Origin of the sequence: Legionella sheltonii (assembly GCF_026191355.1) — a bacterium.
Classification (GTDB): Bacteria; Pseudomonadota; Gammaproteobacteria; order Legionellales; family Legionellaceae; genus Legionella; species Legionella sheltonii.
In genome coordinates, this window is the sequence record NZ_JAPHOQ010000009.1 from 17,104 (window position 1) to 43,032 (window position 25,929).

Here is a 25,929-nt window from a genome sequence, read left to right on the forward strand (position 1 = left end):
AGCAATTTACAGTATGCACATTTGCATATTAATTAGTATATAACACATTTAATTAAGTATGCAAATATGCATACTATTCTATTTTGTATATTATTAATAAAGGATTTTTAAAATATCTATCTATTAAATAGAATATTATTATATAATCAAAAGTATGCACAATTGCATATATTTTTATTTCATTGATTACAGGATAAAATATGGCTCGAATTACGATAACCATGCCGGATTCCCTTCATACACAGGTACTCAAGTTTTCTAAAAGGGAACAGGCTAGCGTTTCTTATACTGTCTCAAAATTAGTGGAATTAGGTTTGCTTGTGACCAACAATAAAAATCAAAATAAAGACGAGCAGCCCTCAAAAATCGAAGAGCACTGTAATAAATTAATCATTCAAATCAATGGAATTCTTAAAGAATTAGCAACGGGTCAATTTGAGTTAAGCCCTGATAAAATCGCCAAAATTACCCAGGAAACGCTGGATAAGTATAATGAATTGACAGCCAAATAAGTGATATTTTTTGGTTAAAACTCATTAATTAGTTGCTAATTTTTTAATAAATAATTCTATTTTTTTTGTGGCTAATTAAATAGAATAATCGATATTGGTTAACCCTTTTGAAGGGATCAAATTAACTTTTTTCTGTAGAGAAAATCATTTTTTATGAACGTCTTTATAAACTAACATGTTTAATAACTGCTCCTCTTTTTCAGGAACAAAGCCACAGGTTTTACTCCATTCTTTGGGGTTATCATAAGTGCCAAATAGCATATCCCACCATACGATATCACCGTAATTATTTTTATGTTGATTGAACTCATGGTGGATTCGATGCATCTCTGGACGCTGAAATATATACCCTACCCACCTCGGTGTTTTTATATTTGTGTGGTAGAAAAATTCGCCTATCGCAGTACAGGCAGTGTAGATAATACCTGCTTCAATGGATAAGCCAAGAACTGTGTATACAAGCAAACTACCGATGATAGAGTTTATAATCATTTCTCCAGGATGCTTGTAAAAAGAAGTAATGACTTCGAGCCTTTGTGGGCTATGATGAATTTGGTGAAATCCAACCCATAAAAAATCAAATTCATGGCGTGCTCTATGCCACCAATAGGGGTTAATTCCATATAGCGCTGGTTTATCAGCATTACCCGTTACATCTCTTATACAGCAAGACTTATAGAGCGAGCATTAATAGTTTCATCCTCTAACAACAATTTCGCAACCTCTTGAATATCAATAAGTTTTTCAGATTTGCAAAATGTAAATGTACCCAACATATTAAAATGTTGCCAAGCAACGGGAGATAATCGTTTAATTTCGTTGCATAATGCCTCATCGCCACGTTGTTTAGCCTGCTCTAAAAGAGCTGATAATAAAGCAGTATTGTAATAAATCATGCAACAAGCCAAGATTTTATTGCATTGATTATTAATTTCTAACATTTTGTCAGTTTTTCCTAACAATTGCTTACCACTGATTTTGAGGATGGCTGAACGTAATTGATGGAATGCCTCTCCTCTATTTAATGCTCGGTGGACACAACGTCTCATCTCAACATCATCAATGTACTTAAGCATATAAATGCTCATAATTATCTTATCAAACTCTATCAATGCCTTTAGAGTAGAGTTTGCTTGTGTATAAGAAGATAGTTTTCTTATCACCGTACTCTGTGAGGTTTCTTTCATCGCAATGGATGCGATAATTCTCAAGATATTATCCCATTCATCAATAATTAATTGTTTGGGTATTTTTTTAGAAGGCTTTATTAAAAATTTACTGTATTCGCTTGGCTTTTTAAAGGCAACAAGATTTTTATCGGCTTTTCTATTTATTTGGGTGAACCTTGGCATAAAATCATAACCAAACAAATACATCATTGCAAAATTAACCCGGTTGATGCTATGCATGTCTCCAGATACCGCTGTAATCTTCAGATCGCTGGTATTGTTATAAACAATATCCAGAACATGATGGCTTTCATGTTCATTTGCACCAATTACTTTGGTATTAACGGGTAGATGATTAGCAATTAGACTATAAGAAACAACACCCTTTCCATATCCAAAATATTTTGTTGAGTACCGTGCCATTATTGTTTGATATTTTGTTTCTAATTTTTGACCATCAGTAAGCGCGCCAGCAACTACATAATTTAATAATTATCTCCGTTTCGTCATACTCTGCAACATCAATTTAGAGAGGAGAGTACGATGAATATATCCCCACAAATTATATCCCCCCAAGAAACAGATGGCACGAAAGAACAGAGATGGATGGAGCATGTAACGCATCAAAAAGAAAGTGGTTTGTCGCGAGTAACGTACTGTCGAAAGCATCAATTAAACTACCATCAATTTGGCTATTGGGAGCGAAAGTATCGGGAAGAAATAGCTTCATCCAAATTAGTACCGATTCAATTAAATAAGCTGACACAAAGAGCTCCAGAGACAGTATGCACCTTGGTATTGAACAATGGGCATGAGCTAAAAATTCACGACCAGACTTTATTGCCAATGTTGTTGTCCTTGTGGGGTTAGCCATGTTTTTATCATTTAATGCAAGCATATGGCTCTATCCAAAGCCTATTGATTTTAGGCGACAAATTGATGGACTGGTGATGTTGATTTCCGACCATCTTCAGTTGAACCCCACATCAGGGCAAATTTTTCTTTTCAGAAACCGCCAAGCCAATAAAATAAAAATGCTGTGGTGGGAGCGAAATGGGTTTTGGCTCTGTTATAAGCGATTGGAGCAAGGAAAACTAAAATTTCCCAAACACGATGACGCGGTCATGAGCCTTACCAATGACCAATTAAGCTGGCTGCTCTCAGGATTGGATTTTGCAAAACACACATTGTTGCCGGAAGTATTGGCTACGAATTTCTATTAGAAATAATTTACAAAAAACGATTAATTTGTTTTTAAAATCAACGTAATGTGATATAATTGACTCAGCAAACAGGTGCCATTTCAACATGATGTACGAAGAAAAAATAGAGCAATTAAGTAACGAAATACTCGCATTAAAAGCAGAGCTTGCTCTATCTCAAGCACGCAATGAACACTACGCGGAAGCCTATGATTCTTTAAAAGCACAAATCATGGAGCTACGCCGTCACCGTTTTGGCAAGCGCTCTGAGCGTTATATTGACCCTGAAAATCCTCAGCTGTCTTTGTTTGAAAATAATCAGAGCATTTTTTCTCAGGCTGAAGCAAGCGGTGAGCAGACCGAAGAAATGACACCAGTGGCTGCCCATACAAGAAAGAAGAATAAAAAAGCGCAGAAAGAACTACCCCGTCGCATTGAAATTATTCCGGTATCTGATGAAGACAAGCAATGTGCCTGTGGTGCATGCAAAACAGTGATTCGTTATGAAACCAAAGAGCTACTGCATTACCAACCTTGCGTCATCGAAATTGTGGAGCAACGACGTGAAGTAGTTGCTTGCACTAAAGGATGCGAGAATCAAATCGTAACCGCAGCAGCGCCCAAACAAATTCTCCCCAAAATTAAAGCAACAGAAGAGTTTTTATCATTCCTGGTGGTCAGCAAGCTGGATGACAGGCAACCACTGTACCATCTGGAGCGACAACTCAGCGAACGACATGGTATTGATTGCTCACGCCAAACCATGGCGCGCTGGCTCATTGAGTTAATGACACCACTGCGTCCCATTTATAATCTGTTGAAAGACAGTGTGATTGAGTATGATGTGGCCAGTTGTGATGCAACGACCTTGCAGGTCTTGCATGAGCCTGGAAGAAAAGCAGAAACCAAATCCTATGTGTATTGCATTCGGGGTGGACCACCGGATAAATCCGTTATTCTTTATGACTACAACGATGTGGAGCACAAACAATTTATTTACGATTGGTTTGTCGGATTCAATGGCTATTTACATGTCGATGGTGACAATTTTTTTGAACTTGTGGGTAGCAGCAATGCGCACATTGTCAATTGCAACGCGCATGCGCGCAGAAAATTTGAACCTATTGCCCAATCTAATAAAGGCAAAGGCATTGCCAAAGAAGCCATGCGCTTTTTTAAAGAGCTTTATAAAATAGAGCGTGAGGCTAAAAATAATCAACTGAATCCAGACCAACGTCACCAGTTGCGTCAGGAAAAATCCAAACCACTCATGGAAGCCTTTAATACATGGGTTGATAAGGTCTATCCTACAACTTTGCCCCAATCACCGCTTGGGAAAGCACTCAATTACTGTGTTAAATATAGAGATGGACTGATGCGCTTTTTAGATGATGGGCGTCTGGAAATCGATAACAATCTTACTGAACAAGAAATCAAACCCTTGGTCATTGCTCGAAAGAACTTCTTGTTTTGCGCCTCTGTTGAAGGTGCTGAGGCCTTGTGTTTACACTTCAGTATCATCAGAACGGCTAAATTACACAATCTCGACCCTTATCATTACTATGTCATGTTGTTAAAGAACGCTCCTCTTTGCAACAGTGTTGATGATTATGAAAAACTGTTGCCTTGGAATATTGGCTTAGATTATACCCCTAAGTTGTAAATTGTAAGCCTGTGGTTCTTGGAGCGCTTACTTTTGCCAACCAATTGAGACACAATGATATTTGTTTGTTGAATAAATTGATCCACCACCATAAAATCATTACTGCTGGTATCCTTTGCAAAAGTGCTTAAAAATGGCTGTAGTAATTCATTGTTGGCTTGTTTCAAGTGCTTAATATAGTGTGAAGTTAATCTTTCTTTCTCCTCATTTAGGGCGTCTTGTAACTCAAATAGTGCAGTTCCCAAGAGTTTTAGTTTTTTTATTACTCGCGATCGAGTATCAAGATTTTTTTTATAATTCACTCATGTTACGCACGATCTATTTTAAGCAGCCATATTTTTAAGCTCCCGCCATGCAAGCTGATTTGCTCTAAGGATCAATCTGTACTTAATGGCAAAATGATTTAATTGAGTTTTTATCTTCAACAATTCCAGCTTGCAGTATGCAATAATAGAAGCATAAATATGATTACACTGAGTTTTAACGGTTCGAGTGGGCGACTTGGTTAAGCTTGCATTTTGCTTAATTGATTTGTGATACTCTTCAATCCGCCACCGTTTCTGGTACACTTCATAAAGACGTTCGGCACTACTTGGCATGTCATTAGAAACAAGATAGAGAATTCCTGTTGAACCGTTTTCGTTTTTGAACACTTTTTTCAGGAGCCTCACGGGGAAGTCTAGGCCTTTAAGCCAGACTGTGTGGGCTACATCCTCTTCTAATTCTAAAGCTCTTACTTGTTGGTACCGTCCGTTTTTGGCCTCGTTTTCAGATAAAGCTAACGTGCGGTTAGATTTAATCCCAATGATAAACGATTTTTGAAGGTCTTTATGGATGTGAACCATATTGGCCTTCGAGCCAAACCAGTTGTCTGCAAGCACATAATCAAACATCACTTTATTGGTAATGGCCTGAGTAATCAGGTTTTGAAATAATTGATTTTTGGTAACCGATGATTTTCTTCTGGCTTGTTTGGTTTTAATATCACAATAGGCAACATCTTTTTTAATCACCTCATACCCTATGGGTACACTGAAGTCAGCATAGCGAACCATGCATGACAAGATGTTGATTCCTTTGAGCACGCTCCCTTTAGCATGAGAGTAATGCCAACAATTAATTTCATTCTCATCCGTGTAGGGTTTCTCTTCGATGGAGTCATCCAGTATTAAGACACCACCAACCGTTTCTTGCGACCTCACTGGCTTTTTTACATAGCGCCAAAGGGATTTTGAATCAAAAGACTCAAAACGAAGAAATCGAGTCACCTTGTCATGCGCAAATGCTCCATCAACCAAATCAGATAATCCGGTGGCTGTCGCATATTTGTTCTGACAAATTAAATAATCACTATAAAGATCAAGCATATCCATTTAACTTCCTCCCTAAAATAAGGACGAAATTCTAATGCTTTTTATTCAAACTACAAGGTCATGTGCGTAACATGAGTAATTCAAATGACTTAACGTAGCAAAAGCATAAATGCTGTCATATTTTATTTTTTCAAAATCTATAATAGATTGAGATTTTGGAGTTTTTCTTTGTTGATTGGGCATCTTCTGTTTTAAAAGAAGTAAAATTTCATTCCGTTTTTTATCATTTTTTGAAAGAGTACCCATTTTTTTCCAATATTTATCCATATCGTTATATATTAGACTATTTATATATAATCATAAAAAGCAGTAGCGCAGAAATTACCAATATTGAACCATGCACTTGCGTCTAAAAAATAGAGGCAGTAAACTTTGGGGTAGATAACGTACCTTATCTTTCACAAAACGAGTGCTTCTGTAGCCATTATACCGGTGTTTATCTGATCCACAGAAGTAAAAAACATCAGTGTTTGTGATGGATAAAATCTAAAAGCGCGTGTTAAATGAAACATTCATTAATGACAACTACATTATTTAAGTGGGAACTAATGTTGACCGAAAACAGGGTCTACGTACACACTAGGCCTGTTATCAAGGCTAGAACAAAAGATTAATACACCGTCATTGGTTGCAAATTGTATGAATCACGTTGTGGCTAGGCCACGTATGCTGTGGGCTCTTGAGTTACTTATTTTCCTTCAAATCATTTTTATAAACGATTATTGTTTTATTTGGATTACTGAGAGCCCAGACTAATGAGGCGACCCAACCGAAAAAAAAGCCTCCAGTGAGCAGGTTTAAAACAGTGATAGCAAGTGTTGAGGGATGTAATTTTTTAATAGCAACAATGGTCGGTAAAAAATATAGGGGGATTAAGGCGATTATTGATCCAAAAATTATGGTATCTAAATCATCAAACCCATACGAGCTTATTAAAAATGATAGGCTTGCAATAAAAATAATTATCCAACAGATCATAAGTCTTAATAATAATCGATTTTGCTTTAACATTTTGTTCCTGTGTAGTAATGGTGTGGGCAAAAAAAAAGCATATTAAAAGTTAATTTATAACAAGTCAATTTTAGAGCATATGCTGAAATAATATAGAATATTGAGGATTGGATGTTATTGAATTGATTGATAGATATTGCTTTGAACTTAGTTACCAAGAAACCGCAATCACATCATAAAAATGCAGTTTATTTAAACCGTTTTAATATACTCATTTCGCTTTGATGTGGTAATCTAGGTCTGGTAATCTGGAACAAAATTCAGGAAAAATAAGAGCTATTCCGAATTGGTTTATTAACTCCTGCTCTCACAGAATGGCTTATCCACAAGTCCATAGGCCAGTAGAGCCTTCATCGTCTCGGATAGGCCTGTGGACCCTGTGGGTAAGCCATGACACACCGAACTATGTTTTAGAAACCGTACTAGGGTGTCCGAAATACACTTGAGCTGGTGTTAAATATCCAAAAGACTGATGGAGTCTTCGGTTGTTATAATATTCAAAATACTCAGCTAATTCCAGCTCTATCTCTTCGATTGTTTCGAAATCATACCGATAGAGTTTTTCTTGCTTAACACTGCGCCATAAACGTTCTATGAAAATATTATCGAGGTATCGGCCGCGCCCATCCATACTGATAGAGATTTTGTGGGCCTTCAAGGTATTGATCCAATCATTAGACGTGAACTGAGCACCCTGATCGGTATTAAAAATATCACACCGCCCCTGTAATAACGCGTTTTTTAGCGCCTCTACACAAAATTCTGCTTCTAATGTTGGGGACACCGCCCATTGAAGCACATACCGACTATACCAGTCCATGATGGCAACCAAGTAAACATGGCCTCCCTTCATACGCACGTAGGTAATATCAGCAGCCCAGACCTGATTAGGCTTAGTGATATCGATGTCACGTAATAGATAGGGGTACACGGTGTGCTCTTTATTGGGAACGCTTGTATTTGGCTTTGGGTAGACGGTTTCTAATCCCATAGCCTCCATGAGTCTCTTGATGCGTCGTTTACCAACAGGATAGCCAACTTCAAGGGACAACCATTGTGCGCGCTTCACTTTACCTTCACATGGATACTGGAGATAATGCTCGTCTAACAGCGCCATGAGCCGCTCGTCCTCTGCTGATATAGGAGACGCTTTGTAATAATAACTGGAAATACTCAATCCGAGTAGCATGCATTGTTCTCGGATTGATATTTCAGCGTTGCTATCAATCAGCTTACGCTTTTCATCCAAGCTCAGTGGCAGTCTTTTTTTTTAACCATGATAATTGGGCTTGAAGTCGACCAATTTCCTCATACAAAGCACCAACAAGCTCGGCTTGCTCTTTTTTATCCTTATCATGAGAATTGGAAAAAGCATCTGAAATAGCCTGCAATGCTGTTTGCTTCCATGCTTTAATTTGGGTAGGATGCACACCGTATTCGCTGGTCAGTTGAGCCTGAGTCAATTTTCCTTCAATTGCCGCAACTGCTATCTTTGATTTTTTTGATGCCGTGTAATAGTTTCTTTTTTTGCTCATTCTATTCTCCTCTGTTACTTAGAAGAATAGCTCTTAAAAATTACCTTTTTTCGTCCAAAAAACCGCGCCTATATCAGTGGTTTACCGCAAGGTAATGCTCTAGGGAGGGTTGCACTTAGAGCTGGCTAAAGTTGAGAAAATCTTCCTGTCTAATAATATCGCAAGTATCTTCTTTGGATGAGTATACTATGACTGCATCTCCAGATAGCAACTTACGTAACAGCTGCTTTTTTTTAACTTCTATACCAATCTCATATTCTCCGTAGTCAGTACCTTGGCGGGTAATGATATCAAAAATTAGGTTATTTAAAGCTTCTTCGCTTAGTAATGTGTGATCAATTTCAATCATGGAGTTCCTCACGGATGAATATGATGATTTGGATGCTATAATTCTTTACTTCAATAATTCAGCTCTAATGGAGTAGCGATTTCTAGCAGTAATTTCACTTTGAGGAAGGGAGCTGCTTTTGCCATCACGACCAAAAATTTCTGTATCAAGCCATGCTTTCTCATCATCTAAGGCATCATTATCTACTATGGTCCACCAGCTTTTTGGAAGTTTTGCTGTTCCATCCGACCACCGATAATGGCGGCTCTTTAATAAATCTTTTTTATCAAAAGGAGCATTCTCGGCGCAAATAAGGGTTTGCTTTTTTCGGACGTTAGCTTTTAGTTCATCGAAAGCGCCTGTCTCATGAAGCAGTAAGTTCAAGGTCGCCCAGCAATCGTTAATTGCTCTATGCCCATCATAAAAGTACCCTAGCTTCCAGTTAAGGTAATCAAGTTTTGAACTCTCATATTTTCGCTCTTTCCACTGAATATCTTTTATCGTGCACGCGAAGGGGAGCGATATAATTTTCTTTTGTACATCCTCGGGTGTCTGCAATTCTAAAAAGTTACGGTCAAATTGACTGTTGTGGCATATTATTAAATGGGACTCATTGAGTATCCGAGACACAAATCCCCAATCAATAACCTTTCCTTTGACATCTTCATCAGTAATACCTGTAATTTTGGTAATTTCTGAGGGGATAGGTTTGCACGGATCGCTTAGCTCATTATAAGTATATTTAACTGCTAAAATTCCGTCTTCATTAGAAAATGAAAAGGAAAGCATGCCTATTTCAATGATTTCATGTTGGGTTGCATCCATACCCATCGTTTCCAAATCAATGATGGTTGTCATAAATACTTTTGATGAGGGGCCGGCACAGGTTTCTTTAAGTTCCATAGGAACTCGTTTTAATACTTGATAGTCTGGGTGACGAGATAGTTCATTGAAGGATTGCTCAATCATATGCGGCTACTTTGGCTTTTTATGTGAAAATAATTATTAGATTAATGGTAACGTAGAAACCAGGTAGATGTTAGTTCTTTTAGGTAGATTTCGTTGAATATCCTTGTTGTTTCTTCTTGTCTCATGAGATCCCTTGGCAGGGAAGGGATTTCATTACAAAATGATTATCTACTCTTAAATCGCGTTAAATTCATTGTTATGATTTCTTTTGTGTCAACTGGATTAAAAGATGACATTATTAATGACCGTATTTCATTAAAAAGCGAAGCTAATTTGTAGACTGTTGTGTGATTTTTGTCTTGTTTTTCGTTTATTTGATGTATTTGTTGTCGATTTCTCTGTTTTAATTCTATCGCGGCTTTTTACCCTAGAATGAGAGGTGAGATGTAGCATTAAAAAGGTATAAATTAAGTTTTCTACCAGGTAGGACTGTATCTGGTAATGACGCTTAAATCGTAGTTTTACGGCGGCATAAAAGTGCGTTAATGCATCATCGAAGGTGTTGAAGGCCTGTGTGCGACTTTGGCCGAGTTTTGATTTAATGCGACCATTGCTGGTGATAAGTATCCAGTCTTCTAAAAGATCTTGTGTAAGGCGCAGTTCATAATACCTCGACTCTTTTTCAAAACGCAGATAATGATAGGGCTCTTTTTTTAGTGTTACATGAATGAACCAAAATGGGTCGAGTAAAAATGGCATCTAAAAAATGGCCAAACTAGAAATTCTCTTTAATCGGTCGGGATTGTCCTCAACATATTCCGAGGTGGTGGCGATATTGGCATGACCTGCAAGACGAGACACGGCTTTTATATCAGCACCTTGTTCAATGAGTCGGGTAATGAAAGTACGTCTTCCTGAATGAGAACTGGTTCCTATGAGGCCTGTTTTATCATAAAGCTTACGAAACCATTTTTGTAACACGTCAGGATGAAAGCGACTGCCGCGTTGGGTTTTGAACAAGGGAGCTTTTAGGTTAAATGCTTCTTGTTCTTTGGCACGTATATCATCGACATAGTCTTGCAACGCTGCCGTAATTTTTTTATTGGTGATGTACACGAAGCGTTGCTTTTCCCCTTTGGTCATGGCTCGTTTTAAATTGACTTCATCCAGAACTTTAAACTCCAAATCAAGAATGTCTTTAAAAGTGAGGGCAGCTATTTCTTTAACGCGAAGTCCTAACCCAAAAGAGCAATAAATAATGGCAACATTACGCAAAGCAAAAGAGCTGTCTTTTGCCATAACGAGCAGACGTTTAAATTCATTTTCATTTAAAACCCGCGCTTTACCTTCTTTTGCCATTTTTCTCAATGAGTGCTTAAAAGATAAGAGATTATATCATTTTAAGAACTCATTGAATAGCACGCAAAAACCTATCCTTCTACAGCCTGTAAGTTTTATCTTTATTTGGCAGGAAAATTTAAACTTTAAATGACAGACTTTAAATGGCAGATTGACTAAATTAAATATTTCTACTATTCTAGAAGTATGGATATAAAAAACTCACTAAAAATATTTGACGCCCTTTCTCAAGAAACTCGCTTGCAAGTGTTTCGGCTACTTGTTCAAGCAGGGCCAAACGGATTATCCGCTGGTGCAATTGGGGATGAGTTGGGTATTTTACAAAATACCCTATCATTTCACTTAAGCCATTTGTCTAATGCCGGAATTGTCACGTCCTATCGCCAAGGGCGTTATGTATTTTATTCTGCAAATTTTGTGTTAATGCGCGATTTTATCGCCTTCATGGTTCAGGATTGTTGCAGTAAACAACAAGTTCAAATTCAACAACCTGGGACAGACGATTGTCTGGTTATAAAATTAAATGATTGCTGTAATTCTAAAAGGAGTAAGTCATGAAACGTTTTCATATTCATATTGATGTTGACAACCTTGCTGATAGTATCCGTTTTTACAATGCTCTATTTGGAGCAGATCCCGTAAAAGTTAAGTCCGATTATGCCAAATGGATGCTGGAAGATCCGCGTATTAATTTTGCCATTTCAACTCGTGCTGGAAAACATGGCGTGGAACACTTGGGAATTCAAGTGGATGATGCCACTGAATTAGATGCACTGAGAAACCAATTTTCAGAGGCTAATATTTCAACCCATAGCGATGGTGAAACAACCTGTTGCTATGCCAAATCACAAAAATCATGGGTGAGTGACCCTAACGGAATTGCATGGGAAGCCTATCATACCATGGAGGATGCTCAATTTTTTTCTGGAGATAATACAACTGAAGGCTCGTGTTCAATGTCCACCAAAAAAACATCAACCTCTTGCTGTGATGTACAATCAAAATCAACCGGATGTTGTGATTGATACGTACTGAGCCAATTAAATTATTATTTCTTTGTACAGGTAACTCTTGTCGGTCCATTATGGCTGAGGCAATAACTAATTATTACTCGAATGGCCGCTATCTGGCTTTTAGCGCAGGCAGCATCCCGACTGGAAACGTACATCCGAAAGCGATAGAAACTCTTGCTCGTCATGGTATCAAACCGAATACACCTCGCAGTAAATCCTGGAATGAATTTAATTCAGAATCTATTGATTTAGTCATTACTGTCTGTGACCAGGCAGCTAGTGAAAGCTGTCCTATTTTCCCTGGTCAACCAAAAAAACTCCATTGGAGTATTCCTGATCCTGCTAAAGCAGAAGGATCTAAGATGAAAATAAATACAGCATTTGAAGCGGTATTTAATCAACTAAAACAACAAATAAAAAAGGAGCTGTTGTCATGAGCACGTGCAGCACTCGTCGCCTTTCTTTTTTAGATAGATATTTAACGTTATGGATTTTCCTGATTATGGGTTTAGGCGTTGTTATCGGATCTATTTTAACCGACATGCCACAATTTTTAAATTCCCTATCGATTGGTTCCACCAATATTCCTATTGCGCTTGGCTTGATTTTAATGATGTACCCACCCCTGGCTCGGGTAAAATATGAAGAATTACCGCTGGTCTTTAAAGATTGGCGAATTCTATTGTTGTCCTTAATTCAAAACTGGCTTATCGGGCCATTTCTCATGTTTGGTCTTGCTGTTTTATTCTTACATGGATATCCCGAATACATGACTGGACTCATTCTCATTGGTTTGGCTCGATGTATTGCCATGGTAATTGTCTGGAATCAGCTGGCTGAAGGCGATAATCAATATGTTGCGGCTTTAGTGGCGTTTAACAGTATATTTCAGCTACTTTTCTTTAGTGTCTATGTCTGGTTTTTTCTAACCGTTTTGCCACCCCTTGTTGGCATGACGGGACAAATGGTTCATATCGATTTTATGACTGTTGCTGAAAGCGTCTTCATTTATCTTGGAATTCCTTTTTTATCAGGATTTCTGACTCGCTTTATACTGATAAAGAGAAAAGGGATAATGTGGTATGAAACTAATTTTTTACCAAAAATTTCTCCCATTACTCTAATAGCCCTATTGTTTACTATACTGGCGATGTTTTCTTTGAAAGGCGCGATGGTATTGCAACTTCCATTAGATGTAATTCGAATTGCATTTCCTTTAGCTGTTTATTTTGTTGTGATGTTTTTTGTCAGTTTTGCGATGGGGAAGCTCATCGGGGCTAACTATCAAAAAACAACAGCAGCTTCATTTACTGCTGCCAGTAATAATTTTGAATTGGCTATTGCTGTTGCAATTGCCACCTTTGGGCTTAACTCCGCCATTGCTTTTACAACTGTGATTGGCCCACTTGTTGAGGTGCCGATTCTTATTTTACTAGTAAATATTGCATTGTGGTTGCGCCAACACTGGTTTTATAAAGCAAATCATACGGGGTAGGATTGATTAAACTGGTTTACTTTCAAATCTCTCGGATTTACTCGTAACGTGATTAAAGGCAAAAATGAACATGCAATCAATAAGAGAATTACTAGAGGCTAAGCAAATCATAATTTATTTTTCTACAGTTATTGTAGCAATCATAATTGCTTTGCTCGTGCCGGCCACGAAAGTTTTTGCGAGCAGTGTAAACCTTGCATTAGCTCTGATGCTGTTTGTAACGTTTCTACAAGTGCCGCTTGCTGACTTTAAGCAAGCATTAGTGAAGTTTCGTTTCCTCATGGTTCTATTTCTAGTGAACTTCATGGTGGTCCCGTTAATTGTAGTGGCGTTAGTCCAATTTCTTCCCATCGATCCAATGGTACGACTTGGTGTGCTATTAGTTTTGCTCACTCCGTGTATTGATTATGTCGTAACTTTTGCGCATATTGGACGCGCCGATGCTCGACTACTTTTGGTGGCGACACCTGCGCTTCTTATCTTACAGATGCTGCTTCTACCTATCTATCTTGGACTATTCCTTGAGGAAAGCGCTGCTCACTTGGTTCAACCTGGCCCATTTGTCGAAGCCTTTATATGGATAATTGCTATTCCGCTTGTGCTCGCAGCACTTACACAAGCGTGGGCTAATCGAAAATCGATGGGCAAACGGGTTTTAATAGCACTTGGATTGCTGCCCGTACCAGCGACAGCTCTTGTGTTATTCGTGGTCATTACGTCGGTGGTACCGCAGCTCGGTCTTGAGGCAGACTCAGTTTTAAAAGTAGTTCCAATCTACATTGCCTTTGCTATTATTGCTCCCTGGGCTGGATGGTTTATCGCTCGAATCTTCCGCTTGGATGTGCCTTCCAGCCGATCTGTAGCATTCAGCGCAAGTACTCGCAACTCTCTTGTTGTCCTACCGCTTGCTTTTGCGATACCAGGCGCTGTTCCTATACTGCCGGCAATCATTGTCACTCAGACACTTGTGGAGTTGATAAGTGAACTGTTCTATGTGCGCTTAATTCCTAAACTAATGAACTCATAATGCTAACCTACTCATACAATTAAGTATTGTTGGTTAAGACAGCCGGTTGTCGTAATTCTCGTTTTTTGACATAAGTATTAAGACCGATATGAGGCTAAGAGCTGCCCAGCAGTTAGTTTATCTGAATTAAGTATCGCTTTATTTTCAAAAAGTAAAGCGTCTCTCTTTAAAACTTCATCCAATTTCGGCTTAAATTACAGACTCAGTACTAATGCGAACTGGAAATACGACTTTGCTTTAATTTACTACAATTTCGCCTCTAAACCATAATATTATCTAACGAATAATTCCTGTCATTTTCACCTTATAACCTTCTGAAATCATAATCTCCGTGCGAGTTTTGTTTTGATCTATCATCATTGGTCTGATCGCATAATTATATTATTTCAAAATACTATCATGATTCCCTTGACCCTTGGGTATACTCTAGAGTCTAGACTATTTATATGGAGAGAGTTATGGTTTCGCTAAGCATTGGTGAACTAGCTAAAAATGGCGGTGTAGGCATAGATACAATACGCTATTATGAGGTGCTCGGCATATTATTACCGGTGGGACGAACAAAAGCTGGATACCGGCTTTATAGCGAGACTAGTTTGGAGCGACTGAAGTTTATTCGACAAGTACAGCGTCTTGATTTTACTTTAAAAGAAATCAAGGAATTATTAGATCTTCGTTTGTCAGATACAGCCAAGTGTTCTGATGTGAGAAAACAGGCCGAAGCAAAAATTGCCCTGATTGAAGAAAAAGAAAAGGAACTTAGGACTGTTAAAAAAGCTCTCAAAGATTTAATAATGGCTTGTAATGCTAGTGGAAACAATGTGTTGGCTAATGAATGTCCTTTATTAGATATGATTGATTCAAAAGGAGAATAACGGCTTTTTATTTGTCTCACTATATAGCCTGGAGATACATGATGAATGAAGCAAAGTATGTAAAGCGTAATAGTATTAAATGGATATTGCTCTCGGGAACCGCTGCGGCGATTGCTTCGACTTTGTGTTGCATTGCGCCTTTAATATTGTTTAGTTTGGGTATAAGTGGAGCTTGGATAAGTAGTTTAACGGCAATGGAGTCCTATAAACCCTATTTTTTAACTAGTGCTATTCTATTGATTGCACTTGGATTTTGGAAAGTTTATCGCAAACCCAATCATTCCGATTGCAAACAAGGTACTTTTTGTGCGATGTCAGCCTCAGATCGCATCAATAAAATAATGCTCTGGATTGCGTTAATCATTATAGGGCTTGTGCTGCTTTATCCTTATCTGGCGCCAATTATTTTAGAGCGATTATAACGATTAGGAGACATATTTATGAACAATGCATTTATCGTATTAGCAATTACCGTAATATTGGGTAATGTATCGACTTTTGCCTCTAGTTTGCAAGCACCCACAGCAGCTGAGGAAATTACAGTTAGCAGTAATCTGAAAACAAGCATTGTGACTCTTGATATTCCAGGAATGTTTTGTTCTACTTGTCCATATACTGTGCGAAAAAGTCTTGGGAAGCTACCAGGTGTATATAAGGTTGAAACATCAGTTAAGACTAAATCAGCCACAATTACTTATGATCCAACTAAAGTAACAATTAAGTCATTGATTACTACAACGACCAATGCTGGCTACCCCTCTTCGATAAAAAATAACAACCAGCCCTAATGATGGAGAACAATATGTCTGATTACCTCAGTTGTCCTGATGAAATAGGAAGTGCCAATACATCACCCGATATTTTGGTTATAGGAGCTGGATCGGCTGGGTTTTCCGCTGCAATTACAGCAGCAGAAGAAGGTGCACATGTCCTTATGGTTGATAATGGCATCCTTGGCGGAACCTGTGTTAATGTAGGTTGCGTCCCTTCAAAAAACATGATTAGGGCAACAGAAACAATACATCAAGCGAATCAGGCCTCGCGTTTTGATGGCATTGAAGCAAGTGGCAAACTCAGTAACTGGTATGAATTAATTCAACAAAAACAAGCACTGGTGGATACACTAAGGGTAACCAAGTATGTTGATGTATTGCAAGCTTATAAAAATATTAATTATGTAAAAGAGCAGGCGCGCATTGTGAATCATGGTGTAATGGTAGGTAATCAGCTCTATACCCCCACATCGGTTATCATTGCGACTGGAGCTTCAGCATCCATACCTCCTATCGATGGTATACATCAAATTCCTTATCTAACAAGTACAACAGCATTGGATTTACACAATCAACCTAAATCATTATTAGTGATTGGTGGCGGGGTCGTTGGCGTTGAATTAGGGCAGATGTTTGCACGTGCAGGCACTAAAGTCACCATTTGTTGCCGCTCTCGTCTTGTTCCAACTAGTGAACCAGAAATAAGTATGGCTCTTACGCATTATCTGCAGCAAGAAGGCATTGATGTGTGTCAGGGCATAGGTTATCAGAAAATAGAGGAAATTGATGGTTATATTCGTCTAACCCATGACAAGGACGGCGATACCCGCATTATTGAAGCAGAGCAAGTCCTTATCGCAACAGGCCGTACTCCAAATACTTCAGGTTTTGGGTTAAACGAATCAGACATTATTTTAGCCGACAATGGTGGCATACGAGTGAATCAGTACATGCAAAGCAGTCGTGATCATATTTATGCTGTCGGTGATGTAACAGGGGTTGATATGTTTGTTTATATGGCAGCATATGGTGCTAAATTAGCTGCATTAAATGCACTCGAGGGTAATCAGCATTGCTATGACAATTCAACTATGCCTACCGTAATATTTACTGATCCACAAGTGGCTGATGTTGGTTATACAGAAGCAAGTGCCAAATTGGCTGGTTATGAAGTAAAAGTCAGTGTCCTTGGTCTTGAGCATGTTCCTCGTTTTTTTGTGGCTAGAGACACAAGAGGGTTAATCAAGCTCGTTGCTGATAAAAAAACCGATAAGCTACTAGGCGCCCATATTTTATCTCCTGAAGCAGGTGACTTAATACAGACTATTGTTATTGCATTAAAAGCACAATTTACCATTAAAGATTTAGCAAATACATTATTTCCTTATCTGACCGGAGTTGAGGGTGTAAAACTTGCTGCATTATCTTTTGATAAAGATGTTAACAAATTATCCTGTTGTGCTGGATAGGCATATTGGGAATCTATGCGTTAATTACTAATCGTATAATGATTTGTTATACGATTAGTTTGATAAAGGGCTTACTGAATTCAATGAGTCAGATACAAAATCAGTCAATAATAAACGCTTAATCTTATCTAAGCATGTTAAAATGGACCTTTAGTATAAAAATATTTAATGACTTTTTGGAACTACGCTTTATGGATGCTGGATTTAGTGATTATATCATTTATGTAGATGAAAGTGGCGATCATAGTTTGGAATCAATTGATCCCAATTACCCTGTTTTCGTTTTGGCTTTTTGTATTTTTAATAAACGGGATTATGCTCATACTGTTAGTTCCGCTATAAAAAAATTTAAATTTAATTATTTTGGTCATGATATGGTTTTATTACATGAACATGATATTCGCAAGGCCAAAAAAGAATTTGTTATTTTAGTAAATGAAGAAACCCGCCATACTTTTATGGACGATCTCAATGAGCTTATAAATGACGCTCCATTTACTGTTATTAGTATGGTTATTGAAAAAAAATCTCTTAAAAATAAGTATGCAGATCCAGCAAATCCTTATCATTTAGCACTGGGTTTTGGATTGGAGCGAATTTATACTTTTTTAAAGGAAAAACAACAAGGCCAACTTAGAACACATATTATCTTTGAATGTAGAGGCAAAAAAGAAGATAACGATTTAGAACTGGAATTTAGGCGAGTATGCGATGGTTCCAATTATTGGGGAGTGCGATTACCTTTTGATATGATTCTAGCTGATAAAAAAACAAACTCTTGCGGCCTACAACTTGCCGACTTAATTGCTCGCCCAATTGGTCGATATACACTTGATCCAAAACAGGAAAATAGAGCATATCACTTAATCGAGAAAAAATTTTATCGTAATGGGAATGGTAAAAAAGAAGGATGGGGTTTAAAACGTTTCCCTTAAAAAGCGAAAAGCCCCGATCTTCACCGAGGCGTTAACGCCGACCGAGATTCCCCGATCCACTTATCTATTATTATATTCTATTCATGAGAAAAGTCAAATATACTCAGGTGCAAAATGGAAGGGATGAGAAACCAGGGTGTTTGCATTAAAAGGCACCATGACTTGTGATACCTTTCAAGCGTGTCGGGTTGTCTTTCACGTATTCTGAGGTAGTTAATTTAAGATCATTAAAAGATACATCGCTGGGAATAATAATATCTTTCATCTTGCTCCCTCAATAAACTAAGCCATTTCCGCTGAACGTAACTCTCTTTTCTTAATATAAGTATTAAGACCAATATGATTACTATAGCCCAAAAATGTTGCAATTTTCCTGACGGATAACCCTAATGCCAATAACTCTTTAATTTTATCACTATCCTTATCAAATTTACTTTTCTGGATTGTTCCTTTGGGTTTGCCCAATTGAATTCCTTGCATTTTTTTGCTGGCAAGTGCTTCCTTTGTTCTGAGACTTATAAGATCACGTTCAAGCTCAGCAAAGAGTGAAAACAAGGTAATCATCACTTTTGATGTCATGTCATGTTGTTTCATGTCCAAATTTTGCTTAATAGCAATCACCCTCACTTTTTTTTTAATTAACTCATTAACTAATCCTATGACTTCCGCAGTGCTTCGTCCCAATCGACTGAGTTCAGTGACGATAAGTGTATCGGCATCATCTAATACTGAGATCATTTCATCGATGCGGCGCTCTTTGGTGGTTTTTCTACTTGAAATAGTCATCTGGATAAAATCATCCACTTCAAGTTTATTTATTTTGGCGAATTCAAAAATCTCAAGTTTTTGATTGTTCAAATCTTGTTTATCTGTTGAAGCACGAATATATGCAATAGTTTTGGGCATAATTTACTCAAAAAATAGTCCGTTAATGTTTAACCTTAAATAATAGATTTAATTATACATACTAATATAGATTTATAAAGTGTAAGACGATAATAAAACATGTGCATAAAAACGGTCGTTATCAGTTATACAAAAATCCAGGTAGTTTTGTGTAATTAATCAACAAAAGTTCTTTATGTAGGCATTCGAGCGAATTGAGTTCTATGTGTTTAGTCATTTGATCTTTTATGATGCTCTTTGATTATTATGAGCAGATTAAGTCATTTTGATAAATTTAAGATAAGGCCATCCAACTCTATTTGGAAGATAAAACATATAAATCATCATCAAATTCTATTTCTCGTATCGCATCGTAACCGCGAGTCTGTACTCTTTTTAAGAGTTCAGACGTAGGTCATGTGCGACTGGGAGTTTTATCAGCCAGGAGTGTTTATGTGGCTAAAGCCAAAATAAGTACACCATAAATAGAGAGAAGAATTTTGTTTCATGAGTACATCCTCTGCAGGAAGATGGGTTAAGATCCCATCAATGTAAGTCATTCTATTTTTTTATGTTGTGAATGGATATACACTCATTATATTACACATTGTTTTTATATAGGGAATAACATGATTAAAAAATTCACTTTAATAACCTCATATGCATTAGTGCTCATTCCTCTAATGTTCTTGTTAACTTCCTGCACCTCTGCTACGAGTAAAGATAAAGAGGATTCAAAAAACGCTAAACCGCATAAGCGTGTATTTGGTGGGTATCACCCGCACCATCATGGACATCATTGAACTTGCATGAATTAATTATTGGGATTAAGAAAAACAATACAGGATTAATATTAATGGTAAGCGCGCCAGCAACTACATAATTTAATAATTATCTCCGTTTCGTCATACTCTGCAACATCAATTTAGAGAGGAGAGTACGATGAATATATCCCCACAAATTATATCCCCCCAAGAAACAGATGGCACGAAAGAACAGAGATGGATGGAGCATGTAACGCATCAAAAAGAAAGTGGTTTGTCGCGAGTAACGTACTGTCGAAAGCATCAATTAAACTACCATCAATTTGGCTATTGGGAGCGAAAGTATCGGGAAGAAATAGCTTCATCCAAATTAGTACCGATTCAATTAAATAAGCTGACACAAAGAGCTCCAGAGACAGTATGCACCTTGGTATTGAACAATGGGCATGAGCTAAAAATTCACGACCAGACTTTATTGCCAATGTTGTTGTCCTTGTGGGGTTAGCCATGTTTTTATCATTTAATGCAAGCATATGGCTCTATCCAAAGCCTATTGATTTTAGGCGACAAATTGATGGACTGGTGATGTTGATTTCCGACCATCTTCAGTTGAACCCCACATCAGGGCAAATTTTTCTTTTCAGAAACCGCCAAGCCAATAAAATAAAAATGCTGTGGTGGGAGCGAAATGGGTTTTGGCTCTGTTATAAGCGATTGGAGCAAGGAAAACTAAAATTTCCCAAACACGATGACGCGGTCATGAGCCTTACCAATGACCAATTAAGCTGGCTGCTCTCAGGATTGGATTTTGCAAAACACACATTGTTGCCGGAAGTATTGGCTACGAATTTCTATTAGAAATAATTTACAAAAAACGATTAATTTGTTTTTAAAATCAACGTAATGTGATATAATTGACTCAGCAAACAGGTGCCATTTCAACATGATGTACGAAGAAAAAATAGAGCAATTAAGTAACGAAATACTCGCATTAAAAGCAGAGCTTGCTCTATCTCAAGCACGCAATGAACACTACGCGGAAGCCTATGATTCTTTAAAAGCACAAATCATGGAGCTACGCCGTCACCGTTTTGGCAAGCGCTCTGAGCGTTATATTGACCCTGAAAATCCTCAGCTGTCTTTGTTTGAAAATAATCAGAGCATTTTTTCTCAGGCTGAAGCAAGCGGTGAGCAGACCGAAGAAATGACACCAGTGGCTGCCCATACAAGAAAGAAGAATAAAAAAGCGCAGAAAGAACTACCCCGTCGCATTGAAATTATTCCGGTATCTGATGAAGACAAGCAATGTGCCTGTGGTGCATGCAAAACAGTGATTCGTTATGAAACCAAAGAGCTACTGCATTACCAACCTTGCGTCATCGAAATTGTGGAGCAACGACGTGAAGTAGTTGCTTGCACTAAAGGATGCGAGAATCAAATCGTAACCGCAGCAGCGCCCAAACAAATTCTCCCCAAAATTAAAGCAACAGAAGAGTTTTTATCATTCCTGGTGGTCAGCAAGCTGGATGACAGGCAACCACTGTACCATCTGGAGCGACAACTCAGCGAACGACATGGTATTGATTGCTCACGCCAAACCATGGCGCGCTGGCTCATTGAGTTAATGACACCACTGCGTCCCATTTATAATCTGTTGAAAGACAGTGTGATTGAGTATGATGTGGCCAGTTGTGATGCAACGACCTTGCAGGTCTTGCATGAGCCTGGAAGAAAAGCAGAAACCAAATCCTATGTGTATTGCATTCGGGGTGGACCACCGGATAAATCCGTTATTCTTTATGACTACAACGATGTGGAGCACAAACAATTTATTTACGATTGGTTTGTCGGATTCAATGGCTATTTACATGTCGATGGTGACAATTTTTTTGAACTTGTGGGTAGCAGCAATGCGCACATTGTCAATTGCAACGCGCATGCGCGCAGAAAATTTGAACCTATTGCCCAATCTAATAAAGGCAAAGGCATTGCCAAAGAAGCCATGCGCTTTTTTAAAGAGCTTTATAAAATAGAGCGTGAGGCTAAAAATAATCAACTGAATCCAGACCAACGTCACCAGTTGCGTCAGGAAAAATCCAAACCACTCATGGAAGCCTTTAATACATGGGTTGATAAGGTCTATCCTACAACTTTGCCCCAATCACCGCTTGGGAAAGCACTCAATTACTGTGTTAAATATAGAGATGGACTGATGCGCTTTTTAGATGATGGGCGTCTGGAAATCGATAACAATCTTACTGAACAAGAAATCAAACCCTTGGTCATTGCTCGAAAGAACTTCTTGTTTTGCGCCTCTGTTGAAGGTGCTGAGGCCTTGTGTTTACACTTCAGTATCATCAGAACGGCTAAATTACACAATCTCGACCCTTATCATTACTATGTCATGTTGTTAAAGAACGCTCCTCTTTGCAACAGTGTTGATGATTATGAAAAACTGTTGCCTTGGAATATTGGCTTAGATTATACCCCTAAGTTGTAAATTGTAAGCCTGTGGTTCTTGGAGCGCTTACGGTGCTACCATCTTCCCCTATTACATTGCAACTCCTATATGAGCTGCATGCGAAAATAACCTATATCATGGCTTAAGTATCTCCATAGAGCATATTATGAAATTTTCAATGCATTAGCTCGCTATAGTGAGGTTATTCTGGATTTATTGGCCTTCGCAATTAAGCTAATTGATCGAGTAAGCCAAAGGATCTTCCAAAGACAAATTACCAAAAACATATCAATATTGTTTAATTAGTACCGGATTTTCATATACAGAGTAATCTGTACTTGTCTGGCGCATGTTATTTATTAAATGAGAAGGACATTGATAGGCTTTAGCGTAAATAACATGCATACTGATGTCAGTATGTCGACCCAGGTTATGACGTCTTTCTATTAATGTTTGATGCTTTTCAAACAGAACAACATTTGCACCCAGTTTAACGCCTTCATTTTTAAGAAAACGAATGTCATCCTTTTTAAGGTTTTGTTCTAAACCAAGGGAAAATTGGAGCAACTCACCATGTACGTCTTTATTCAATATTTGACCTAAAAATTTACACGATTTAGGTACTGTAGTATTGTGAGCATCAATAATTACTACATTTTCTGCAGTAGGTCCTAATGATCTCGGAACACAGCCTACAATTAGAGTTAGAAAAAAAATAGTTGAAAAAAACATTTTACTCATAAATAGCTATCCCTATTCGTTGTAGTTAAATCCATATTAATAAATTCTTCAAGCAGAGGTGGACTTGCCACTTCCTGGTCTACCAATAATCATGATGCGTTGTAAGTTTATCATTTCATTCAGAGTTTAATTTACAGTTTTCTTTTCTTATAGATGCAAATGATTGTTGTATTCATCCGCTACACTATCTAAAACTTTAAGTAGTCTGTTCTTCACTTAACTGTTTAAGTACGGTTTTTATCGTAGCATGGGAAAAACCTCGGCCACTTAAGAAACGAGCCAATTTTGTATTTATCGCCTCATCTGTATCATTTTTAAATCCACGCATTTTTTTCCGAGCTTCATCTAGGGCGCGAACTTCTTCCAGTTCAATATGTTCTAAGATTTGCTCAATCACCTCTTCTTTAACGCCCTTTTGTTTTAATATTTGTTGAATAAAACGGTTTCCTTTATGGATATAACGGGCACTTAATGATTCAGCCAAACGATTATCATTAATTAAATGTAATTCCCGAAGGCGAACTATGGTTGCATGAATCTGAGCATCTAACTCAGGAACATGCGAAAAATCCCTCTCTAATTGCCTTATAAGCTCTTTTTCACTGCAATAATGATTGGAAAGATATTTTATTGCTGCATCGATAAGTGTATTCATACTAAAGTTCTACTATAAACCACAATTTTATTTTTGCTTTTGCCAAGACAGCCTGATTTATTTAGAATACCATTATAACAGGAAAATATTGAGTCTTTTATGCCAAAAGAAGGAAAGGCCAGAGTCTTAAGTGAAGCGGAATTTAAGCGACTGCTTATTGTTGCCAAAGATGGGCAATTCGCTATAAGAAATAGTGCCCTTGTGTATTGTTCTTTTGGACTTGGATTGCGAGTGAAAGAAATCGCCTCTCTCACTATTGCAGATATAGCCGATTACAACTATCAATTACTTGAAGAGATTTGTTTGAAGCGCTCAATGACCAAAGGTGAAAAGCAACGTTACGCTTATCTTGCCAATGAAAAAATCCGTAAAGCACTCCAAGCTCATCTCGATACCCTAAAATATGTTGCACGAGACAAACCCTTATTTCAGACCCAACGCAAAAGTCGCTTTACGCCTAATAGTTTGCAAAAATGGTTCAAGTCACTCTATGATAAGGCAGGAATCATTGGGGCAAGCTCCCATTCTGGTCGACGTACTTTCATTACCCGCTTAATTGAACAGGGCGCGGATATTAAAGCTGTCTCTCGTCTTGCAGGTCATGCCAACATTGTCACCACAGCAATTTATGTTGAAGACAACCCTGATCGCCTAAAACGCATTGCTAATTTGGCTATTTTCTAAATGACACCAAGGCTTATCATTTCCCTTAACTGACTATTTAATATACAGAGTTATCATAAACGTGTTTTAATAGCGCTTAATAAAGCGACGTTATTTATGTAACCTAAAACCATTGGTTGTAGTGAAAACGACGCTTAAAACTAAAATATGGAAGTTGATTTTTTTACTTAAACGCATAAAAATTGCCCTTCGGTTATATTTTGCTAAACAGCGCTCCCTTAAACAGAAATCATTCAATCAAAGTCACTTAATAATTGCTTTTTATTTCTTTCTCTTTTCTAACATCGGCTTCATCCTATTTTTTATTTTTATATAAATCTTCTAATAAAATTTTTCCCTTTTTGGATAAACGATATTTTTGCAATCTACTTTTAGGCTTTTCTGGGATAGTACGCTCGATTAACTCATCCCAGAGCAATTGATCAAGATAATTACGTTGAAAAGTTTCTCGATGCCTAATACCTGCTACCTCTTGTAGCTCTATACTTTTCAGCTCACCTTTTAGCTCACATGCTCTTAGTACCCGCTCAACCCATGGATCGACTTGTCCGGTAACTTGTCCGGTAACTTGTCCGGTCATCGATGATGATTTACGCCAAATGGTTGTCTTGAATCCATCGGAGATAGAAAATTCAGGCTCTGGCAGTCCAACCTCACGGCAACGACGAATCATATCGCCTGTACCAGTTCCCATACGCTCGATATATTTCGTTAAATACAATGGCTCAGCAAGCAAGGGATTTCTTGGAACAGAACCATGTGGATGACGTAATTTCTCTAAGGTCAATGATGGAGGGAGTCCTCCTGGATTCCAAATTTCCAATCGATCTGCAAACAGCATTACCTGTACACTTCCATTACTATCATAGTCTCGATGAGCAACCGCATTCACAATCGCTTCTGCGACAACTTCCTGGGGAATTTCATAGGCAACAGGCACTTCCGCCCCGCTCTCTCTGGTTCCCACCCAAAGATTAATTTTGGACATTACGAAATCAATCGCCTGATCGACCAGTGAAAATAACGTGCCTTTATATACTTGATATGAAGGAATGGGTTTGGCTACTTCTGTCCCGTGAAAATGAGCACAT

General features: G+C 37.9%; 33 protein-coding genes and 1 pseudogene. 19 read left to right on the top strand and 15 right to left on the bottom strand.

Annotated features, from left to right (window positions below):
• Window positions 1–200 precede the first annotated feature (200 nt).
• A complete protein-coding gene (locus tag OQJ26_RS10955; protein WP_265703869.1) occupies window positions 201–512 on the top strand; it encodes a hypothetical protein in 312 nt (103 codons plus the stop codon).
• A 144-nt stretch (window positions 513–656) separates the two neighbouring features.
• On the opposite strand, the gene OQJ26_RS10960 is transcribed toward OQJ26_RS10955, so the two are convergent.
• On the bottom strand, window positions 657–1,175 hold the full coding sequence (locus OQJ26_RS10960) for a sterol desaturase family protein (RefSeq protein ID WP_322783966.1): 519 nt from the start codon (window positions 1,173–1,175) through the stop codon (window positions 657–659).
• Window positions 1,172–2,131, bottom strand: a pseudogene (locus OQJ26_RS10965) (Tn3 family transposase); the annotation flags it as partial. The gene OQJ26_RS10960 and the pseudogene OQJ26_RS10965, both read right to left, overlap by 4 nt.
• Window positions 2,132–2,224: 93 nt before the next feature.
• Between OQJ26_RS10965 and tnpA (OQJ26_RS10970) the strand changes: the two are divergent.
• The 3 genes from tnpA (OQJ26_RS10970) to tnpC (OQJ26_RS10980) all read left to right on the top strand — a co-directional run bounded on the left by tnpA (OQJ26_RS10970) (window position 2,225) and on the right by tnpC (OQJ26_RS10980) (window position 4,546).
• Window positions 2,225–2,551, top strand: coding sequence for an IS66 family insertion sequence element accessory protein TnpA (gene tnpA / locus OQJ26_RS10970; RefSeq protein WP_265702306.1), 327 nt, complete (start codon window positions 2,225–2,227; stop codon window positions 2,549–2,551).
• A 2-nt stretch (window positions 2,552–2,553) separates the two neighbouring features.
• Window positions 2,554–2,904, top strand: a complete 351-nt coding sequence (tnpB, locus tag OQJ26_RS10975; RefSeq protein WP_265702305.1) for an IS66 family insertion sequence element accessory protein TnpB — start codon at window positions 2,554–2,556, stop codon at window positions 2,902–2,904.
• Between the two features lie 85 nt (window positions 2,905–2,989).
• The gene (tnpC, locus tag OQJ26_RS10980; protein WP_265702303.1) at window positions 2,990–4,546 is read left to right on the top strand and encodes an IS66 family transposase; all 1,557 of its coding nucleotides are present in this window, start codon (window positions 2,990–2,992) and stop codon (window positions 4,544–4,546) included.
• Here the strand turns inward: tnpC (OQJ26_RS10980) and OQJ26_RS10985 are convergent.
• The 9 genes from OQJ26_RS10985 to OQJ26_RS11020 all read right to left on the bottom strand — a co-directional run bounded on the left by OQJ26_RS10985 (window position 4,528) and on the right by OQJ26_RS11020 (window position 11,061).
• Complete coding sequence (locus OQJ26_RS10985; protein WP_265703870.1) at window positions 4,528–4,848, bottom strand: hypothetical protein; 321 nt, start codon at window positions 4,846–4,848, stop codon at window positions 4,528–4,530. The genes tnpC (OQJ26_RS10980) and OQJ26_RS10985 overlap by 19 nt on opposite strands.
• Before the next feature lie 21 nt (window positions 4,849–4,869).
• A complete protein-coding gene (locus tag OQJ26_RS10990; protein ID WP_265701959.1) occupies window positions 4,870–5,919 on the bottom strand; it encodes an IS701 family transposase in 1,050 nt (349 codons plus the stop codon).
• A gap of 684 nt (window positions 5,920–6,603) precedes the next feature.
• On the bottom strand, window positions 6,604–6,930 hold the full coding sequence (locus tag OQJ26_RS10995) for a superinfection immunity protein (RefSeq protein WP_265703871.1): 327 nt from the start codon (window positions 6,928–6,930) through the stop codon (window positions 6,604–6,606).
• A 403-nt stretch (window positions 6,931–7,333) separates the two neighbouring features.
• The gene (locus OQJ26_RS11000; RefSeq protein ID WP_082650874.1) at window positions 7,334–8,179 is read right to left on the bottom strand and encodes an IS3 family transposase; all 846 of its coding nucleotides are present in this window, start codon (window positions 8,177–8,179) and stop codon (window positions 7,334–7,336) included.
• Entirely contained in the window at window positions 8,172–8,465 is a 294-nt protein-coding gene (locus OQJ26_RS11005) for a hypothetical protein (protein ID WP_065235619.1), read from the bottom strand. Before OQJ26_RS11005 ends, OQJ26_RS11000 begins: the two co-directional genes overlap by 8 nt.
• A gap of 115 nt (window positions 8,466–8,580) precedes the next feature.
• Window positions 8,581–8,814, bottom strand: coding sequence for a YheU family protein (locus OQJ26_RS11010; RefSeq protein WP_265703872.1), 234 nt, complete (start codon window positions 8,812–8,814; stop codon window positions 8,581–8,583).
• Between the two features lie 45 nt (window positions 8,815–8,859).
• A complete protein-coding gene (locus OQJ26_RS11015; RefSeq protein ID WP_265703873.1) occupies window positions 8,860–9,762 on the bottom strand; it encodes a 3'-5' exonuclease in 903 nt (300 codons plus the stop codon).
• Between the two features lie 255 nt (window positions 9,763–10,017).
• Window positions 10,018–10,461, bottom strand: coding sequence for a WGR domain-containing protein (locus OQJ26_RS19470; protein WP_416209958.1), 444 nt, complete (start codon window positions 10,459–10,461; stop codon window positions 10,018–10,020).
• The gene (locus tag OQJ26_RS11020; protein ID WP_265703874.1) at window positions 10,462–11,061 is read right to left on the bottom strand and encodes a tyrosine-type recombinase/integrase; all 600 of its coding nucleotides are present in this window, start codon (window positions 11,059–11,061) and stop codon (window positions 10,462–10,464) included.
• A gap of 186 nt (window positions 11,062–11,247) precedes the next feature.
• Between OQJ26_RS11020 and OQJ26_RS11025 the strand changes: the two genes are divergently transcribed.
• The 10 genes from OQJ26_RS11025 (at window position 11,248) to OQJ26_RS11070 (ending at window position 18,648) form a co-directional block, all read left to right on the top strand.
• Window positions 11,248–11,619: an ArsR/SmtB family transcription factor gene (locus OQJ26_RS11025; RefSeq protein WP_058509060.1), complete on the top strand. Its 372-nt coding sequence runs from the start codon at window positions 11,248–11,250 to the stop codon at window positions 11,617–11,619.
• The gene (locus OQJ26_RS11030) at window positions 11,616–12,086 is read left to right on the top strand and encodes an ArsI/CadI family heavy metal resistance metalloenzyme (protein WP_058509059.1); all 471 of its coding nucleotides are present in this window, start codon (window positions 11,616–11,618) and stop codon (window positions 12,084–12,086) included. Before OQJ26_RS11025 ends, OQJ26_RS11030 begins: the two co-directional genes overlap by 4 nt.
• Complete coding sequence (locus OQJ26_RS11035; RefSeq protein WP_265703875.1) at window positions 12,083–12,511, top strand: arsenate reductase ArsC; 429 nt, start codon at window positions 12,083–12,085, stop codon at window positions 12,509–12,511. Before OQJ26_RS11030 ends, OQJ26_RS11035 begins: the two co-directional genes overlap by 4 nt.
• A complete protein-coding gene (gene arsB / locus OQJ26_RS11040) occupies window positions 12,508–13,569 on the top strand; it encodes an ACR3 family arsenite efflux transporter (protein WP_058509058.1) in 1,062 nt (353 codons plus the stop codon). The genes OQJ26_RS11035 and arsB overlap by 4 nt, the downstream gene beginning before the upstream one ends.
• A 70-nt stretch (window positions 13,570–13,639) precedes the next feature.
• The gene (locus tag OQJ26_RS11045) at window positions 13,640–14,596 is read left to right on the top strand and encodes an arsenic resistance protein (protein WP_058509057.1); all 957 of its coding nucleotides are present in this window, start codon (window positions 13,640–13,642) and stop codon (window positions 14,594–14,596) included.
• A gap of 458 nt (window positions 14,597–15,054) precedes the next feature.
• Entirely contained in the window at window positions 15,055–15,471 is a 417-nt protein-coding gene (locus tag OQJ26_RS11050) for a heavy metal-responsive transcriptional regulator (protein ID WP_058509056.1), read from the top strand.
• A gap of 38 nt (window positions 15,472–15,509) precedes the next feature.
• Window positions 15,510–15,893, top strand: a complete 384-nt coding sequence (locus OQJ26_RS11055) for a mercuric transporter MerT family protein (protein ID WP_068310821.1) — start codon at window positions 15,510–15,512, stop codon at window positions 15,891–15,893.
• 18 nt (window positions 15,894–15,911) lie between these two features.
• The gene (locus OQJ26_RS11060) at window positions 15,912–16,259 is read left to right on the top strand and encodes a cation transporter (RefSeq protein ID WP_058509054.1); all 348 of its coding nucleotides are present in this window, start codon (window positions 15,912–15,914) and stop codon (window positions 16,257–16,259) included.
• A gap of 14 nt (window positions 16,260–16,273) precedes the next feature.
• Window positions 16,274–17,713, top strand: a complete 1,440-nt coding sequence (merA, locus tag OQJ26_RS11065) for a mercury(II) reductase (RefSeq protein ID WP_058509053.1) — start codon at window positions 16,274–16,276, stop codon at window positions 17,711–17,713.
• Window positions 17,714–17,847: 134 nt separating this feature from the next.
• Window positions 17,848–18,648: a DUF3800 domain-containing protein gene (locus tag OQJ26_RS11070; RefSeq protein WP_265703876.1), complete on the top strand. Its 801-nt coding sequence runs from the start codon at window positions 17,848–17,850 to the stop codon at window positions 18,646–18,648.
• 282 nt (window positions 18,649–18,930) lie between these two features.
• On the opposite strand, the gene OQJ26_RS11075 is transcribed toward OQJ26_RS11070, so the two are convergent.
• A complete protein-coding gene (locus tag OQJ26_RS11075) occupies window positions 18,931–19,554 on the bottom strand; it encodes a recombinase family protein (protein WP_058509153.1) in 624 nt (207 codons plus the stop codon).
• Window positions 19,555–20,162: 608 nt separating this feature from the next.
• Between OQJ26_RS11075 and OQJ26_RS11080 the strand changes: the two genes are divergently transcribed.
• The 4 genes from OQJ26_RS11080 (at window position 20,163) to tnpC (OQJ26_RS11095) (ending at window position 22,797) form a co-directional block, all read left to right on the top strand.
• Complete coding sequence (locus tag OQJ26_RS11080; RefSeq protein ID WP_265703877.1) at window positions 20,163–20,336, top strand: hypothetical protein; 174 nt, start codon at window positions 20,163–20,165, stop codon at window positions 20,334–20,336.
• A 139-nt stretch (window positions 20,337–20,475) separates the two neighbouring features.
• Window positions 20,476–20,802: an IS66 family insertion sequence element accessory protein TnpA gene (tnpA, locus tag OQJ26_RS11085; protein WP_265702306.1), complete on the top strand. Its 327-nt coding sequence runs from the start codon at window positions 20,476–20,478 to the stop codon at window positions 20,800–20,802.
• Window positions 20,803–20,804: 2 nt separating this feature from the next.
• On the top strand, window positions 20,805–21,155 hold the full coding sequence (gene tnpB / locus OQJ26_RS11090; protein ID WP_265702305.1) for an IS66 family insertion sequence element accessory protein TnpB: 351 nt from the start codon (window positions 20,805–20,807) through the stop codon (window positions 21,153–21,155).
• A gap of 85 nt (window positions 21,156–21,240) precedes the next feature.
• A complete protein-coding gene (tnpC, locus tag OQJ26_RS11095; protein WP_265702303.1) occupies window positions 21,241–22,797 on the top strand; it encodes an IS66 family transposase in 1,557 nt (518 codons plus the stop codon).
• Between the two features lie 249 nt (window positions 22,798–23,046).
• Here the strand turns inward: tnpC (OQJ26_RS11095) and OQJ26_RS11100 are convergent, their stop codons facing one another.
• Window positions 23,047–23,499, bottom strand: a complete 453-nt coding sequence (locus OQJ26_RS11100; RefSeq protein WP_265703878.1) for a DUF4156 domain-containing protein — start codon at window positions 23,497–23,499, stop codon at window positions 23,047–23,049.
• A 196-nt stretch (window positions 23,500–23,695) separates the two neighbouring features.
• Window positions 23,696–24,154 carry a regulatory protein RecX gene (locus OQJ26_RS11105; protein WP_011212590.1) on the bottom strand — a complete coding sequence of 153 codons (459 nt, stop codon included), beginning with the start codon at window positions 24,152–24,154 and terminating at the stop codon, window positions 23,696–23,698.
• 99 nt (window positions 24,155–24,253) lie between these two features.
• Here OQJ26_RS11105 and OQJ26_RS11110 point away from each other — a divergent pair, with 99 nt between their 5' ends.
• Complete coding sequence (locus OQJ26_RS11110) at window positions 24,254–24,838, top strand: tyrosine-type recombinase/integrase (protein ID WP_265703879.1); 585 nt, start codon at window positions 24,254–24,256, stop codon at window positions 24,836–24,838.
• A 295-nt stretch (window positions 24,839–25,133) separates the two neighbouring features.
• Here OQJ26_RS11110 and OQJ26_RS11115 read toward each other — a convergent pair whose 3' ends face one another.
• Complete coding sequence (locus OQJ26_RS11115) at window positions 25,134–25,826, bottom strand: ATP-binding protein (RefSeq protein ID WP_265703880.1); 693 nt, start codon at window positions 25,824–25,826, stop codon at window positions 25,134–25,136.
• Between the last annotated feature and the right edge of the window lie 103 nt (window positions 25,827–25,929).